Annotated in this window: 14 protein-coding genes and 2 pseudogenes; 8 read left to right on the top strand and 8 right to left on the bottom strand. The window is 72.5% G+C overall.

Annotated elements, in window-relative coordinates; genetic code table 11:
• Positions 1 to 22: 22 nt before the first annotated feature.
• A complete protein-coding gene (locus ACFYZF_RS00735; protein ID WP_387014271.1) occupies positions 23 to 706 on the bottom strand; it encodes an ABC transporter permease in 684 nt (227 codons plus the stop codon).
• A gap of 2 nt (positions 707 to 708) precedes the next feature.
• Here ACFYZF_RS00735 and ACFYZF_RS00730 point away from each other — a divergent pair, with 2 nt between their 5' ends.
• Positions 709 to 1,698: an ABC transporter ATP-binding protein gene (locus tag ACFYZF_RS00730; protein ID WP_387014268.1), complete on the top strand. Its 990-nt coding sequence runs from the start codon at positions 709 to 711 to the stop codon at positions 1,696 to 1,698.
• Between the two features lie 51 nt (positions 1,699 to 1,749).
• On the opposite strand, the gene ACFYZF_RS00725 is transcribed toward ACFYZF_RS00730, so the two are convergent.
• The 7 genes and pseudogenes from ACFYZF_RS00725 to folP all read right to left on the bottom strand — a co-directional run bounded on the left by ACFYZF_RS00725 (position 1,750) and on the right by folP (position 6,521).
• Entirely contained in the window at positions 1,750 to 2,250 is a 501-nt protein-coding gene (locus ACFYZF_RS00725; RefSeq protein ID WP_387014265.1) for a hypothetical protein, read from the bottom strand.
• Positions 2,251 to 2,312: 62 nt separating this feature from the next.
• Positions 2,313 to 2,621: a hypothetical protein gene (locus tag ACFYZF_RS00720; RefSeq protein ID WP_387014262.1), complete on the bottom strand. Its 309-nt coding sequence runs from the start codon at positions 2,619 to 2,621 to the stop codon at positions 2,313 to 2,315.
• Between the two features lie 129 nt (positions 2,622 to 2,750).
• Positions 2,751 to 3,953 carry an ABC transporter permease gene (locus ACFYZF_RS00715; RefSeq protein ID WP_387014259.1) on the bottom strand — a complete coding sequence of 401 codons (1,203 nt, stop codon included), beginning with the start codon at positions 3,951 to 3,953 and terminating at the stop codon, positions 2,751 to 2,753.
• Between the two features lie 118 nt (positions 3,954 to 4,071).
• Positions 4,072 to 4,611, bottom strand: coding sequence for a DUF3180 domain-containing protein (locus tag ACFYZF_RS00710; RefSeq protein WP_387014257.1), 540 nt, complete (start codon positions 4,609 to 4,611; stop codon positions 4,072 to 4,074).
• 19 nt (positions 4,612 to 4,630) lie between these two features.
• A complete protein-coding gene (folK, locus tag ACFYZF_RS00705; RefSeq protein WP_387014254.1) occupies positions 4,631 to 5,158 on the bottom strand; it encodes a 2-amino-4-hydroxy-6-hydroxymethyldihydropteridine diphosphokinase in 528 nt (175 codons plus the stop codon).
• Positions 5,159 to 5,277: 119 nt separating this feature from the next.
• A pseudogene (folB, locus tag ACFYZF_RS00700) lies at positions 5,278 to 5,631 on the bottom strand (dihydroneopterin aldolase); the annotation flags it as partial.
• Positions 5,628 to 6,521 carry a dihydropteroate synthase gene (gene folP / locus ACFYZF_RS00695; protein WP_387014251.1) on the bottom strand — a complete coding sequence of 298 codons (894 nt, stop codon included), beginning with the start codon at positions 6,519 to 6,521 and terminating at the stop codon, positions 5,628 to 5,630. The gene folP and the pseudogene folB, both read right to left, overlap by 4 nt.
• Before the next feature lie 354 nt (positions 6,522 to 6,875).
• Between folP and ACFYZF_RS00690 the strand changes: the two genes are divergently transcribed.
• The 7 genes and pseudogenes from ACFYZF_RS00690 to ACFYZF_RS00660 all read left to right on the top strand — a co-directional run bounded on the left by ACFYZF_RS00690 (position 6,876) and on the right by ACFYZF_RS00660 (position 15,307).
• Positions 6,876 to 7,190 carry a hypothetical protein gene (locus ACFYZF_RS00690; protein WP_350881380.1) on the top strand — a complete coding sequence of 105 codons (315 nt, stop codon included), beginning with the start codon at positions 6,876 to 6,878 and terminating at the stop codon, positions 7,188 to 7,190.
• Positions 7,191 to 7,200: 10 nt separating this feature from the next.
• Complete coding sequence (locus tag ACFYZF_RS00685) at positions 7,201 to 7,563, top strand: hypothetical protein (RefSeq protein WP_350881378.1); 363 nt, start codon at positions 7,201 to 7,203, stop codon at positions 7,561 to 7,563.
• A gap of 49 nt (positions 7,564 to 7,612) precedes the next feature.
• Positions 7,613 to 11,035 (top strand): annotated as a pseudogene (locus ACFYZF_RS00680) (ATP-binding protein).
• A 1-nt stretch (position 11,036) separates the two neighbouring features.
• Entirely contained in the window at positions 11,037 to 12,995 is a 1,959-nt protein-coding gene (locus ACFYZF_RS00675) for an MFS transporter (RefSeq protein ID WP_387014248.1), read from the top strand.
• Positions 12,992 to 13,546 (top strand): hypothetical protein, encoded by a 555-nt coding sequence (locus tag ACFYZF_RS00670; RefSeq protein WP_387014245.1) that lies wholly within the window; start codon positions 12,992 to 12,994, stop codon positions 13,544 to 13,546. The genes ACFYZF_RS00675 and ACFYZF_RS00670 overlap by 4 nt, the downstream gene beginning before the upstream one ends.
• Complete coding sequence (locus tag ACFYZF_RS00665) at positions 13,543 to 14,694, top strand: M23 family metallopeptidase (RefSeq protein WP_387014243.1); 1,152 nt, start codon at positions 13,543 to 13,545, stop codon at positions 14,692 to 14,694. Before ACFYZF_RS00670 ends, ACFYZF_RS00665 begins: the two co-directional genes overlap by 4 nt.
• Before the next feature lie 13 nt (positions 14,695 to 14,707).
• On the top strand, positions 14,708 to 15,307 hold the full coding sequence (locus ACFYZF_RS00660) for a hypothetical protein (protein WP_387014241.1): 600 nt from the start codon (positions 14,708 to 14,710) through the stop codon (positions 15,305 to 15,307).
• Positions 15,308 to 15,310 lie beyond the last annotated feature (3 nt).

The following is a 15,310-nucleotide window of genomic DNA, read 5'->3' as shown; positions in this document are numbered from 1 at the left end:
GCCGGGCCCGTCCAGTGGCCGCTCATCGCGTTCCGCGCAGCCAGGGGGTGGCCGCCCGGCCGATCCCGGCGAGGATCAGGTCCAGCACCAGCGCCAGCAGGACGCAGAGCAGCGTGCCGGTCATGATCTGGGCCTTGTAGAAGTTGTTCTGGAAGCCGGCGAAGATGAGCTGTCCCAGCCCGCCCCGGCCGACCACCACCCCGACGGTCACCAGCGCCACGGTCGACACGGTGGCCAGCCGCAGACCGGTGAGGATGCCGGGCAGGGCCAACGGCAGCTCGATCCTCAGCAGCCGGCCCCACCGGCCGTACCCCATGCCCTCGGCGGCCTCGCGGACCTCGGGCGGGACCTGGCTCAGCCCGGCGACGGTGTTGCGGACGATGACCAGCAGCGCGTACAGCACCACCACGCTGAGCACGGTCACCGCCCCGATCCCCAGATACGGCGCGAGGAAGGCGAACAGCGCCAGGGACGGGATCGTGTAGAGCACGCCGGTGAATGCGAGAATCGGGCCGGCGAGCGGGCGGAACCGGTGGGCGACCAGTGCGAGCGGCAGGGCCACCAGCGCGGCGATCAGCACCGCCCGCGCGGTCAGCGAGGCGTGGTCGCGCAGCGCGGCGAGGATCGTGTCAGAGTTGTCCCGCACGAACTGCCAGGAGAACCACGGGTTACCCGGGTCGGCCCGGTAGCTCAGGCGGAAGGACATGCGTGGACGTTACCCCGGGAACCACCGGTGACGCCGGCCAGAGTGCCGCGTCGATCGCCCTGGAGGGCATCCGTAAGCGCTACCCGGACGGCACCGAGGCGGTCCGCGAGCTGAGCCTGGAGGTCAGGGCCGGGGAGCTGGTGGTGCTGATCGGCCCGTCCGGCTGCGGCAAGTCGACCGTGCTCAGGATGATCAACCGGCTGATCGAGCCCACCGGCGGCCGGATCCTGCTCGGCGACGAGGACGTGACCCGGGTCGACCCGGTCGAGCTGCGCCGCCGGATCGGTTACGTGATCCAGAACGTCGGCCTCTTCCCGCACCAGACGGTTCTGACGAACGTCGGCACCGTCCCCCGGTTGCTCGGCTGGGCCCGGGACCGGGTGCGCCGCCGGTCCGAGGAACTGCTGGAGCTGGTCGGGCTGGACCCGGGGCAGTTCGGTCGCCGCTACCCGCACGAACTGTCGGGCGGCCAGCGGCAGCGGGTCGGGGTGGCCAGGGCGCTGGCCGCCGACCCGGTGGTGCTGCTGATGGACGAACCGTTCTCGGCCGTCGACCCGATCGTGCGGACCCGGTTGCAGGAGGAGTTCCTCCGGCTCCAGGCGGAGGTTCGTAAGACCATCGTGCTGGTCACCCACGACCTGGACGAGGCGGTCCGGCTCGGCGACCGGATCGCGGTGCTCTCCGAGGGCGGCCGGCTGGAGCAGTACGACACCCCGGCGGCCCTGCTCGGGGCACCCGCCTCCCCGTTCGTCCGGGAGTTCGTCGGCGAGGACCGGGGCATCCGGGCGCTCGCCGTGACCCCGGTCACCCGGGACGCGCTGGACCCGGCACCGGCAGACCCCGCCGGGCTGCCCGAGGTGGCGCTGGGCTCGTCGGCGTACGACGCGCTGGCCGTGATGCTCACCGCCGGGGCGGACCGGGCGCTGGTGACCGCCGACGGCCGCCCGGCCGGGGTGCTCACCCGGGAACGCGCGCTGGGGGCGGGACGCTGACCCCGCCGGGCGGCTGGCTCCCCCGCCCGCAGCCCGGCCCCGGCCGCCGGGTCAGGCCCGGCCGCCCAGACTGGCGGTGCCGATGATCCAACCGGAGAGGAAGCCGTAGGTGGCACCGGTGCCGGCGGCCTGGAGCGCGGCGAGCAGCGACGGGTCAGGCCCTAGCAGGGTGCTGACCAGCGCGGCCAGGCCGGCGGCCAGCACGTACGCCCCCCAGCCGGAGAAGAACTGGCTGAACGACCCCTGCACCCGGGCCACCTGCGAGGCCGGGAGCAGGTAGAGCAGGGCACCCGCCAGGATCACCAGCAGGATGGCCCGCAGGTCGGTGGCGAGCACGCCCTGCCCCGGGCCGTCGGAACTGAGGCGCCAGGCCGGCCAGGCGAGCAGCCGCAGGAACCAACCGCCGGCCCCGTTCGGGTCGGTGCTGTCCTCCGCCCACCCGACGTACAACGGGCTGCCGCAGACCCCGACGAGCACCAGCACCGCGAGGATGCCGGTGCCGGCCGCGGTCCCGTACCTGCTGACCGTGGCGGAGCGGTTGGTGGTAGGCATGGCGCGACCAGTTCCCGGTACGCCCCGACGGGCAAACCTGCGGGCCACCACGGTCGGGCCGGCTAACGCTTCATCAGGTAGTCGATGAACTTGGCCCGCAGCAGCGGAGCCGACTCCTCGTAGCCGTGCCCGGTCAGCTCCCGCCACAGCGCGGCCGCCTCGTCGATGGTCGGGCCGACCGAGTTCGGCGCACCGTCCAACACGGCGGCCTCGTCGGCGTTGGGCAGGTGGCGCAGCACCGACCAGTAGAACCCGACGTCACGACGTTCCCGGGCCAGCGCGAACGCCCGCTCCCGCAGTTCCTCGGTGGAGAGCGCGTCCAGCTCCTCGAACGTGTTCCCGCCGGTACCGGTGGAAGGTGTCTCGGTCATGCCGCCGAGCCTAACCGCCGAGATCACCGGGGGCGCGGCGGACGCGGCGCGGGCCGGGCGTGGGCGGCCACGCGGCGTACGCCGACGCCGTGCGCGCCGGGTGTCCGTCGGCGGTGTACGGGCGGGGCGTCAGCGGTCGCCGCCGTCCCAGCGCGGAGGGTGGGTGTCCCAACGGGACGCGTCCCAGGGGTCCGCGGGTGTGTCGTCGGACCGGGTCGGCAGGGCGGGCGGCCAGTCCTCGACCGGCGCCGGCCGGGGCACCGACCAGCCGGAGCTGATGGCGCCGTCGCCGCCCGAACGGGCCTCCACGTCGGCACCCGCCGACCGGGGTCGCCCGTACGCCTCGACGAGCCGGGTCACCACCAGGCCGACGCCGAGCGCGGCCCCGCCCACCGTCCACCGGCTCACCTGCCAGCCCCGGGCCCTGGACCAGGCGAGCAGGACGGTGACCAGGCTCACCGCGAGCAGGGTCCCGAAGATCCCGCCGCGCCGGCCGTACGCGCTGGTGCCGGCGAGCAGCGCGGTGCCCACGGCGAGCACCGTCCAGCCCAGTCCCTCGGTCGGCACGACCGTCCCGGAGCCGTTGCCGGCGATCAGGATGCCGGCCAGCATGGCGAGGACGGTGGACAGGACGAACGAGACCACGACGACGGCACCGGCCGCCCCGCCCCGGCGGCGGGCCGGGTCGGCCACCGCCCGGAACCTCCCGACCAGCCGGCGCACCGGTCGGATCGCCCCGAACAAGCCGCCGAGCACCGCCACCGCGGCGAAGCCGACGAAGAGGTAGAACGCGCTGTCGCGGGGGTCGTACCCACCCTGCACGAGGACCGGCGTGGCCCGCCGCTCGATGTAGACCACCACGCCGGCCGCGCCGGCCAGGCTCGCCGCCCAGCCCGGCACGTGCAGCACGACCACGGCCAGCCCCACCAGCAGACCGCCGACAGCGGCCACCGCCGCGGCGTGGCCCACCGCGACCTCGACCCCCCGGTCGCCCTGCTCGGCGAAGTGCAGTGCGGCGGCGACCGCGACCGGGCCCACCGCCAGGTTCACCGCCGCCGTCCGCAGGCTCAGGCCGGCGGCCAGGACGAGCAGCCCCACCGCCACCACGTCGACCAGCAGGACCCGCAGGCCGTCGTCGCGCAGCGCGGCCGGGTCGTCCCGCCACAGCAGCCAGGTCAGCACGGCCAGGCCGGCGGCGAGCACCAGCTCCCAGGTGACGTGCACGGCGACTCGATCCCGCCCCGGCTCGCCGTGCGTCGGGTCGTCGAAGACGTTCTCCAGCACCGCCGCGGGCACGCCCGACGAGGGCTGCACCGGATCGTCGTACCCCATGACGCGTGCCCTCCCCAGGTCACGGCCGCAGGGTCCGACGCGGGCGGACCGGGGCGGCCGTTGCTCACCGGTCGCCAGGCACGGTACCTGCGCGCCGGGCCGGGCGTAACCCCCGCGCTCAGCGTCGACCCGGGCGGCTCTCCCGATCGCCGGTGTCACGCTCGTCCTCCGGCTGGTCCGGCACCCGGCAGGCCCGCTCCAGCCAGAGCGCGGCGGCCACCAGCGCGAGCGAGGCGAGCAGCCCCGCCCCGGCGGCCGGGCGGTCCTCGGTGGCCGCCTGGGTACGCTCAACGAAGAGCCACCCGGTCAGCCCGGCGCACCAGCCGGCAAAGATCGCCCCGGCCAGCGCGGACGCCTTGGCCAGCACCACGAACCGGGCCACCAGCAGCGGGTTGACCGGGTCACGGCCCGGCTTGCGATTGAGCCGGCCCCGGGTGTTGACCGCCGCGTACGCCTCCAGCACCGCCAGCGCGGCCAGCGTGACGACGGGCAGCCACGGCAGGCGGGGGAAGCCCTCGTAGTAGAAGCCGCTGATCGCCAGCCAGGCCACCGCTGCGGCGGCCAGGCCGGCGACGACCAGGGTGGAGATCCGGGTGGGGCCCATCCTGGACCGTTCGGGGTCCGTCCCGCGCGGCGGTGGGGGCTGTGCCTGGGTCATGCCGGCCGGCTCCACTGGCTCATGTCGACGACTCTAACGCCAGATCCGGCCGGGGACTCAGTTCCAGGGCGTCACCGGCCACCGGTTCGGCGTTCAGCAGATCGGTCAGCCAACCGTGCCCGGGCAGCCGCCCGTACGGCTGGATGTCGATCCACGGCCGCAGCACGAACGCCCGCAGGTGGGCCCTGGGGTGCGGCAGCGTCAGCTCGGGGTCGTCGCTGCGCACCGGCTCACCCGCGTCGTCCCACACCGCGACCACGTCGACGTCGAGCGTGCGCGGGCCGAACCGGCGCTGCGGGTCGCGCTCGCGGCCGGCCCGCCGCTCGGCGGCCCGGGCCCGTGTCAGCCAGTCCCGTGGGGCCGCCGCCGGGTCCTCGGCCAGCACCACCGCGTTGAGGTACGCCGGCTGGTCCGCGTCGCCCCACGGCGGGGTCTCGTAGACGCCGGAGACCAGCAGGACCGACTCTCCGAGGGTGTCCACGGCCGAGCGGAGGTGGGCCAGCCGGTCGCCGAGGTTGCTGCCGAGGGAGAGCAGGGCGCGGGTCACGCCGCACCCCCGTTCCCCGCGGACGGGGGTGGCGGCTCCGGTTGCGGCTGCGTCGGCGCCGGGCCTCCGGTGGTCGACGCCGGGCCGCCGCCGGGCGGGTGGGCCGGCGGGCCGGAACGGGTCCGGGTCATGGTCACCGCGACATCGGTGAAGGCGTGCGGGACCGGGGCCTCGGGCTTGTGCACGGTCACCGTCGCCCGGACCACCCGGGGGTCGGCCAGACAGATCGCGAGGAGCCGGTCGGCGAGCGTCTCGATCAGGTTGACCGGCTCCCCCGTGAGAACCTCGACCAGTCGGTCGGCAAGCTCGCCGTAGTGCACCGTGTCGGTCACGTCGTCGGAGCGGGCGGCCGGCGCGAGGTCCAGTTCGAGGACGGCGTCGACGACGAAGTCCTGCCCCCGCTCGCGCTCGAAGTCGTAGACGCCGTGCCGCCCGTGCGCCCGCAGGCCGGTCAGCGTGATCCGGTCGGTCACCGGTCCCCCTCCGTCTGGATTCCGTCGATCCGCTTACCGCCGGCCCGGTCGGACACGAGGCGGGGACGGCCGCCGGCCCGCCAGACGGCCAGCGCGTCGACCGTGCCGAGCACGTCGTGCACGCGTACCCCCCAGGCGCCCGCCGCCACCGCGAGCAGGCTGGTGGCGACGGTGGCCGCCTCCCGCCCGGCGGTCGGCCGGGGGACGCCGTCGGCGTCGGCGAGCAGCCGGCCCAGGTACGACTTGCGGCTGGCCCCGAACAGCAGCGGGAAACCGAGCTCCAGCAGCTCGGGCAGGCGGGCGGTGAGCTGCCAGTTGTGCTCGGCGGTCTTGGCGAAGCCGAGGCCCGGGTCGACGACGATCCGGTCGGCCGGCACACCGGCGGCCAGCGCGGCGTCGATCCGCTGGGCCAGCTCGGCCCGGACATCGATCACCACGTCGGTGTAGTGGGCCAGCTCGCGCATCCCCCGGGAGTGCCCCCGCCAGTGCATCAGCACCCAGGGGCAGCCGGCGTCGCGGACCACCCGGGCCATGTCCGGGTCCGCCTGACCTCCAGACACGTCGTTGACCACGGCGGCCCCGGCCGCGAGGGCGGCCTCGGCGACCCGGGCACGGCTGGTGTCGATGCTGACCGCGACGCCGGCGGCGGCGAGCTCCCGGATCACCGGCAGCACCCTGGCCTCCTCCGTCTCCGCGTCCACCCGGTCCGCACCGGGGCGGGTCGACTCGCCCCCGACGTCCACCAGGTGCGCGCCGTCCACCGCGAGTCGCACCCCGTGTGCGACGGCGGCGGTGAAGTCGGCGTACCGGCCGCCGTCGGAGAACGAGTCGGGCGTGACGTTGAGGACACCCATCACCACCGGGGCCTGCGCCCGCACCAGATCGGTCACGACTGCACGGTACCGGTCGTTCCGGCGGCTCCCGGCGGCCCGGTCCGTCGCAGCACGAACGGCCCTGACATGCGCATTGGAACAGGTGTACGATCGGACGTCCGGGTCGTTCCGGGCCGAGTCTTCGCGGCTTGTCGCAAAGGGGGGCGGCCCGTACCCTTTGGAATTGCCCAGCAGTGAGACGGCGAAGCCTGGAGGGAGGGTAAAAGCGGGAAAAATCCCCCCAAAGCTCACCACCCTCCGTGGTGGGCAACGGACGCAGGGTCGCCGACGCTGCGCCTAGTGAGCACCATCCCGCCAGGCTTGCCTACTGCACCGCCGCGGCTTCGCCGGCCGCGACATGGGGAGGTTCCAGTGATCGCCATCGAGCTCATGGAGACGACGACGTCCGCCGTCAGCCACGCGCTTCACACCCTGGCGTCGACTCCACTCGCCGAGCCGGCGCCCAAGGGCATCGACACCAACAACATCGTCACCTTCTTCGCCAGCAAGATCGCTCCGATCCTGCTGGCCGTGCTCGGCGTCATCTTCATCGGCCGGGCCAGCCGCGGTGAGATCTCCAAGGTGCTGACCAGCTCCGCCATCGCGATCGTCGGGCTGGCCTTCATCGCCGGGGCGGCGACACTCTTCTTCATCGGTGACTACCTGATCGACCTGATCTTCGAATAGGCGCGGGCAAATGCGGCTGCGCACCGACGACGACATCTACCGGGCCCGCCTGGTCTACCTCGGGCCGCCCGGCTACACCCTGCCCGTGCACCTGCCGTACGCCCAGTACGGCCTGTTCATGCTGCTCGTACCCCTCTACATGTTCATCCACTGGCTGTTCACACTGCGGGTCGAACTCTTCCCGGCCTGGGAGATCGCCCTCGCCATCGTGAGCACCTCGTTCATCTTCCGGTACGTCGACCCGGACCGGCCCGCGCGCATGGTGATCCGTACCGCGCTGACCGACTGGCGACGCACCCGGGAGTCGGCCGTCGAGCAGCGCGACCCGCGCATGGTGGCGAGCCGGATCAGGATCCGGGAGGAACTGGCATGACCGGGCGTACACCGATCGGGCGGTCGCGGCACTCGGGCGAGGCGGTGGCATGAGCCGCTCTTCCACGCCGGGTTCCCCGGCAGGACGCCACACCGCACCGCATGGTAACCGTGCGCGCTCATTCGACTACCCTGCGGGCGAGGAGCTGGACGAGGTCGCCCTCGACCCGGCGCTCGCCACCACGCCCGGTCACGGCCGGGTCGGGGTCTTCCAGGCGCCACGCCCCGCACCGGGACGCCCGGCCGCATCGGAGCCGCCCGCGCCGATGGTCGCCGAGAACGCGGACATCGACTCCCCGTTCCTCGACCTGTTCGGCGGCGCACACCCTGGGGCGTCCCGGCCCGCGCTGCCGGCCCCGGCGCGGCCGGCCGGCCGGGACCTTCCCGCGATCCCCCACCAGCAGACGGCCGCCGTGCCCCCGCCCACCCGCGCGGAGGTGCCGCCGACCCCCGTCGAGCGGTCCCCCTCGCCGGTCGAGCGCACCCCGGCACCCACCCCGCAGAGCCGGGCCCGGGTCCCCCAACAGCCGGCGGACCGGCTCCCGGCGGTCCGTCCCGCCGCGGGGCCCGAACTGCCCCCGCCCCCGGTCACCCAGATCACCGACCCCGACGACGAGACGTACGGCTGGCGCGACGTCGCGCCGCCCGCCGTCCGGGAGCCGGAGCGGCCCCCGCACCGGGTCCCCGAACCGCACCGGGCCGAACCGCACCGGGAACCGGAGCGGGCGACCGGCCACGCGCCCGAACCGGCACCGGCGCCGGTCAGCCGGGAGGCCCCGACGCCGGCCAGCCGGGAGACCACGCCGCCCCGCCAGCGCACGGTCGACCGGCCAGGCAAGCCGGCCCGGCCCGCCAAGGCCGGGAAGGCCGCGAAACCGGCCAGGCAGGCCAAGCCGGTCCGGGCACCGAAGATCAAGTTCGGGGACCGGGACCCGTCGGTCGAGCTGGCCATCACAGAGATCGCCGGCCACCTGACGTTCACCCCCAACACCGTCACCGCCTGGTACTGGCTGCCCGAGGTGCGCTGGGCGTTCCGACCGGACGCAGAACGGGAGGCGCTGCTCGCCGCCATCTCCGAGCAGTACGCCGGGCTCGCCGGATTCCGGCTGCACCTACGCCGCACCACCCGGCCCTTCCCGGCCGACGAGTGGGCCCGCACCATCGACGCGCACACCACGGCCCCGCTGCCCGACGTGCCGGGCACCGCCGGCTGGGGTGACCACCTGGTGGCGGCCCAGCGGCACCTGCTCTCTGTCAACCACGCCGAGGGGCAGACGTACCTCGGCGTCACCTTCGCCCGGCGCTCCCTCGGCGACTCGTTCACCGAGCGACTGCTGCGCACCTTCGGCCGGGGCGTCGCCGAAGGCGAGCGCCGCAAGCTCGGCCGAACCGTCGAACAGTTCGACGAGGTGCTGGGCGCGTTCGGCATGCGCGGGCGGCGGGTGACCGCGCAGGAACTCGAGTGGCTGCTCTACCGCTCGGTCGCGCTGTGCATGGCCCCACCCGGTACCCTCTCCCCGATCACCAACGGCCGGTGGGAGCGCGGAGACCTGCTCGCCCTCACCGAACAGGTCGAGCGTTACCGCACCCCGTACGGGTCGACGGTGAAGCTGGTCAACCGGATGACCGGCGAGGAGCGGCACGTGGTCGTACTCGCGGTCGGCCGGATGGAGCCGCTGGAGATCCCCGAGCGGCACGAGCCCTGGCTGCACTTCCACGAGCGGCTGCCCTGGCCGATGGAGATCTCCACCCGGGTCGACATCCTCGGCTCCGGTGACTCGTTCCGCAACCTTGAGCACCGGCTGCGGATGATCCGCTCCCAGCAGCTCGACTACGCCGAACACGGCATCGACGCCCCGCCCGAGCTGGAGCGACTGGCCAAGCGGGCGCTGGTGATCGGCGACGAGATGACCACCGGCCTGCCGGTGGACTCCGCCCGGGCGCACGGCTGGCACCGGATCGCGGTCGGCGGCCGGACCCGGGAGGAGTGCCTGGAACGCGCCCGCCGGCTGATCCAGCTCTACTCCCGGGAACTGCGCGTCTCGCTGCAACACCCGAAGAACCAGGACTGGCTGGCCCGGGAGTTCATCCCCGGCGAGCCGATCGCCAACACCGGGTACGTCCGCCGGATGCCGGTCAACCTGCTCGCCGCCGCGCTACCACAGGCCGCGTCGACGGTGGGCGACCGGCGCGGCGACCTCATCGGGCGGACCGCCGGCACCTGCCGCCGGCCGGTCTTCCTCGACATGCACTTCCCGATGGAGGTGCGGGAACGCTCCGGGCTCGCGGTCTTCGTCGCCGAGCCTGGCGGCGGCAAGTCGACGCTGCTCGGCGCGCTGGGCTACCTCGCCGCCCGGCGCGGGGTGCAGGTGACCCTGCTCGACCCGTCCGGGCCGCTGGCCCGGCTGTGCAACATGCCGGAGCTGCGGCCGTACTCGCGGGTGCTCAACCTGACCGGCTCGGAACAGGGGACGCTGGCACCGTACGCGCTCATCCCGACGCCGCTGCGCAGCGAGTTCAGCGCCGGCGCGACCGGCGACCGGGAGTTCGAGATCGCGATCTCCAACGCCCGCGCCGAGCGCCGCATGCTGGTACAGGACATCTGCATGATGCTGGTGCCGCCGCAGGTGGCCCGGGAGGCGTCCACCGCCACCCTGTTCAGGCACGCCGTGCGGCAGGTGCCCGCAGAGGAGACGTCCACCCTGGACGACGTGGTCGCCTGTCTGGGGCAGCTCGACGCCGACGCCGGCAAGGAACTGGCCAACCTGCTGCTGGACACGGCCGAGATGCCGCTGGCCATGCTCTTCTTCGGTCGCCCGCCGGAGGGGCTACTCGGCGCCGACGCGGCGCTCACCGTGATCACCATGGCCGGGCTGCGGCTGCCCGACCTCAAGATCGAACGGGAGTACTGGTCGGCCGAGGAGGCCCTCGCGCTGCCCATGCTGCACACCGCCCACCGGCTGGCGGTACGCCGCTGCTACGGCGGTTCGATGTCATCCCGGAAACTGGTAGGCCTGGACGAGGCGCACTTCATGGAGGGTTGGCGCTCCGGCCGATCCTTCCTGGTCCGACTCGCCCGAGACTCCCGCAAGTGGAACCTCGCCGCCCTGGTCGCTTCGCAGAACCCGCGGGACATCCTCGGCCTCGACGTCCAGAACCTCGTCTCCACAGTCTTCGTCGGCCGGATCGCCGAGGACGCCGAGATCGCCTCCGAGGCGCTGCGGCTGCTCCGCGTCCCGGTCAACGACGGGTACGAGGCCACCCTGGCCTCGCTGTCGACCGCGGACGCCACCTCGGCCGTCCGGCTCGGCTTCCGCGAGTTCGTCATGCGCGACGTCGACGGGCGGGTGCAGAAGGTCCGGGTGGACGTGTCGTACGTCGACGGGCTGCTGGATCACCTGGACACCACCCCCGCCGCGGTCGCCGCGACGGCTGGGCCACTGCCGACCAATCTCCCGGACCTGGAGGCGTGACATGGCGAGGGTGCGGGCCCGGTTAGCGGCGTTCCTGCTCGCGCTCGGCGTACTCGCCGGGGCCACCGTCGCCTGGCCGGTGGTGGGCGGCGACCCGGCGCACGCCGCCCCGCCGACGGCCCAGGCCCGCGCAGATCTGTGCACCACCCAGGAGTGGCAGGCCGACTTCCGCACCTGCGTCGGCAAGCTGAACGATGTCGCGGCCGACCGCGCGCAGTGTCTGGAAGCGCCGACGCCCAGCGCACCAGACTCCGGTCTGGCTGGCTGGTTTGCCAGCGCCCCCCCCAAGGAGTCGCCGGGTGGGGTCACCGGCCAATACAGCCTCTATGGATACGGCGGCTACAGCTATACCACCTACGACATACCAGGCGGTTGTGTCTCCACCGTTCTTCACCCGGACTACAAATTCACCACTACCGTCGCCAACGGCGAGTTCATGATCGCTACTGCGATCATCGGCGCATCGAACGCCTTGCGAGAGAGGGCTTGGGACCCTCGGTCTATGTGGGGGTGGGCTGATCCGCTCGTAGATCAAGCCACGAAAGCCGTTTACCAGAAGGTGTTCAGCGTATTCGGCATCATCACACTCTGCGTGGTGGGTCTCTACCTTCTCTGGAGATCCCGCCAATCAGACATGAGTAACGCGATGACGACAGCGGGCTGGGCTCTGCTGGTGATGGTTGCGGTCACCGCATTGGCCGCCTGGCCAGTTAAGTCCGCCAACTTGGCGGACGGAACGCTGATTACCACTCTTGGCGTGGTGCATGATGCTGTCGGCCCTCAGGCAAAGGAACCGACGCCAGGGCGTTGCATCGATTCACCTGAGCGGTGCAAAGACCTTCGGTCCCCCGCCATTCGTGCCAGCGACACGGCCAATGAAACGATGCTGTACCGCAATTGGCTCCGCGGCGTCCTGGGATCTGCTGACAGCGAGACGGCCAAGAAGTACGGACCAGCACTTTACGATGCAAGATCGCTGACATGGGGGGAATCCCAGTCCATCCGCGCCAACCCTGCCACCAGACCCGCCGTGATCGAGGCCAAAAAGCAACAGTGGATGAAGGTTGCCGAGCAGATCAGGAACGAAGATCCTGAAGCGTACGAGTATCTTCAGGGCATCCGGGACATGGACCGGGTCGGCTCCGGTTTCATCGCGGTGCTCGCCGCACTGCTCTTCGCGATGTTCGACCTCACCGCCTCGCTGCTAGTCCTGCTGGGCTTCCTCATCTTCCGGTGGGCGGTGATCGCGGCCCCGATCCTGGGCACCGTGGGCCTGATGCGTCCGGCGAGCGCCGGACTTCGGCGGCTAGCCAACGCCGTCGTCGCCGCGGTGTTCAACATCGCCATCTTCGGCACCGGGGCCGCCATCTACCTCTTCGCCGTGGATCTGATCATGAGCACGGCGACCCTGCCTGGCTGGCTCCAAGTAGTGCTGGTGTGGCTCTGCGGGGTGGTCGGCTGGCTGCTGCTGCGGCCCTACCGGCGGATCACCCAACTGGGCGGCAAGGACAGCAGCGAGGCGGTCGGCTCGGCCGGCTCGTGGCATCGTCGGTTCTTCCGGGACATGCGCACCGCCGCACGGCTGGACGTGGCCGAGCCGGGCGGCACCGCCGAGCCGGCCCTGGCCCGGCGACGAGGCGTAGGGCTAGAGCAGCGCAGCCTCCGACCGGAGGCCCGACACGAGGATCCGAGCCAGGCCAAGGTCCCCACCACCGTCAGCAGCACCCCGAACGAGCGGGCACGGCCCGACGGCCGTACGCATCCGGACGAGGCCACAGTGCCGGAGCAGCGGAGCGAAGTACGCCCCGCTGCGGCCCGGCCTGGGCGTCGCCAGCCCGCGACTTGGACCGAGCCGGACGTGCCCGAGGACAACCCGTCCTTCGTAATCTACCGCCCCGGATCTGCCGAGCCTTCCACGCCGCGGCCCGCAGTGCCGCGGATCCGCACCGAGGCGCGGTGAGCATGATGCGACGGGCGGCCGAGTTTTTGTTCACGCGGGTGCTGCGGTCCCGGCTGGGCATCGCGTTAGTCATCGGCATCCTCGTGGTCGGCGTGCTCGGAGCAGCCAGGCTGGTCTCTGGTTTAGGGGATCCACAGACGGGTCTGAGTCAACCGAGTGAGCCGATCACCACTGTCGACCCGACTGCCGGTGACGACGGCGTGGTCGGGAGCACCACGCCCCCGTCACCGGTGAGCCTGCCGGGCTCACCGCCACCCGAGCAGATCGCGGACAGGTTCACCGCCGCCTGGCTCGGCGGTCGCGACGGCGGGACCGACGAATGGCATGCCGCCCTGCGCCCGCTTTCCACGCCGGAACTGACCGAGGAACTCGCCGGTGCCGATCCGGCTGGGGTGCCGGCGGAGCGGACGACCGGAGAACCGAGCCTCCGACCCCGGACGGAGCGCTTCGTGGAGGTGTTGGTGCCGCTCGACTCGGGGCGTCTACGGCTGGAGCTCGTGGCCCCGGACGGGCAGTGGCTGGTCGACGCTGTGGACTGGGAGCGGACATGAGCGATCACCTCGAAGGCGGAACCCCACGCCGTCGACAACTGCGCGTCGGTGCCCTGGCCGCCGCGCTGACCGCGGCCCTCACGCTGCTCTGCTGCACCGGCGGCACGGCGGCGTTCTTCCTCACCGAACTGAGCGGCGGTGGGGACGACCTCTCCCCCGAGGCCCGGTCCGGCTGCGGACGGACGCATCAGGTCAACGTTTCAGGAAAGATGCCGCGCTTTGCCCAGTACGGCGACAGCCAGATCCGCAACGCCGCGGTCATCATCAAGGTCGGCTCCGACATGAAGGTTCCGCCCCGGGGATGGGTCGTCGCGATCGCCACCGCCATGCAGGAGTCCGGTCTGCGCAACCTCCCCCACCTCGGCAGCCGCAACGACCACGACTCGGTGGGCCTCTTCCAACAACGCCCAAGCCAGGGCTGGGGCTCACCGGAACAGTTGCAGGACCCGGCCTACACGTCCCGGAAGTTCTACGAGAAGCTGGTGAAGATCCCCAACTGGGAGCAGATGCCGCTGACCCGGGCCGCCCAGCGGGTGCAGGTCAGTGCCTTCCCGGATGCCTACGCCAAGCACGAGGAACTGGCCAGCAAGATCGTGGACGCGCTCGCCGGGGGCGCAGCCCGCACGGTACAGGTGGCGAAGCAGAACATCTGCAACGCGGCCACCCGGGGTCAGATCGCCGCCTCGGGCTGGACCGCGCCGATCCCGGGTGGCGTCGGGTCCGGGTTCCGGACCGCGAGTCGGCCCAGCCACAACGGCGTGGACATCGGCGCGCCGAAGCACACCCTGATCCGCGCCGCCGCCACCGGCCGGGTGCTGGTAGCCCGCTGCGACCCCGACCACCGCGGCGGCCGAAGCTGCGACGTGGACGGTTGGCCGGGCAAGGGCGGGTGCGGCTGGTTCGTCGATATGCTGCACGCCGGCGGATACGTCACCCGGTACTGCCACATGATCGTCAAGCCCCGGGTCGTTCCCGGTCAACTCGTGAAGGCCGGCGAGGTAATCGGGGAGGTCGGCACCAGCGGCAACTCCTCCGGGCCACACCTGCACTTCGAGGTACACCTCGACGGGGATCGGTCCAGCCGGGGTGCCGTCAACCCGGTGTCGTTCATGCGGGACCGGGGCGCGCCGCTGAACGGCAAGGCGTGAGGCCCCGGGGCGCATGACCGGGCCGTTCCCCGACCCCTTCGCCGGCCAACCCGACTGGGCCCCTCTGCCACCCCGGCCGATCGAGATCGTGCCCGCGACCGTCCGGGTCGACCTGCGCGGCCAGCGGGTCCTGATCGGGCTACCGGGTCTCGGTTGGCGCGGTGACCTGCGTGCTGACGAGCGGGTGGTTCAGAACAGCCGCACCTACGTACCGGTCATTCCGGAGCAGGAGTGGTATCGCGCCGAGTCCGAGCAGGTCGAGGTGTTCGCCCCACTCGTGCCGGTCGAGCGGGTCTGGGTGGAGGCCGTCGGAACCCGGCCGGGCGGCAGAGCACCCCAGGAATCCAGTGTCCACCTGGTGTCCCTGGACGCGCCGACCCACCGCGCGCCGACCCCGGTGTTCGATGCCGGCGTCGTCACCGGGCGGCGAGTCGTGCACGTCACGGACACCGGCGAGCAACGGGACCTGCGTGCGGTGACCGAGACCTACTCGGGCACGGACGGAGACATCTGCGTGCGGGTCACTCCGGAGTTGGAGTGGTACCGCTGGGCCTGGCGAGGACAGCCCCCGATGACCCTAGAGGTCCCGGTCCACCTGCTGTGGATCGAATAGCCA

Origin of the sequence: Micromonospora sp. NPDC001898, from assembly GCF_042891255.1 — a bacterium.
Lineage (GTDB): Bacteria > Actinomycetota > Actinomycetes > Mycobacteriales > Micromonosporaceae > Micromonospora.
Note: the sequence above shows the minus strand (reverse complement) of the source record. Positions and strands in the feature narration are given on the sequence as shown.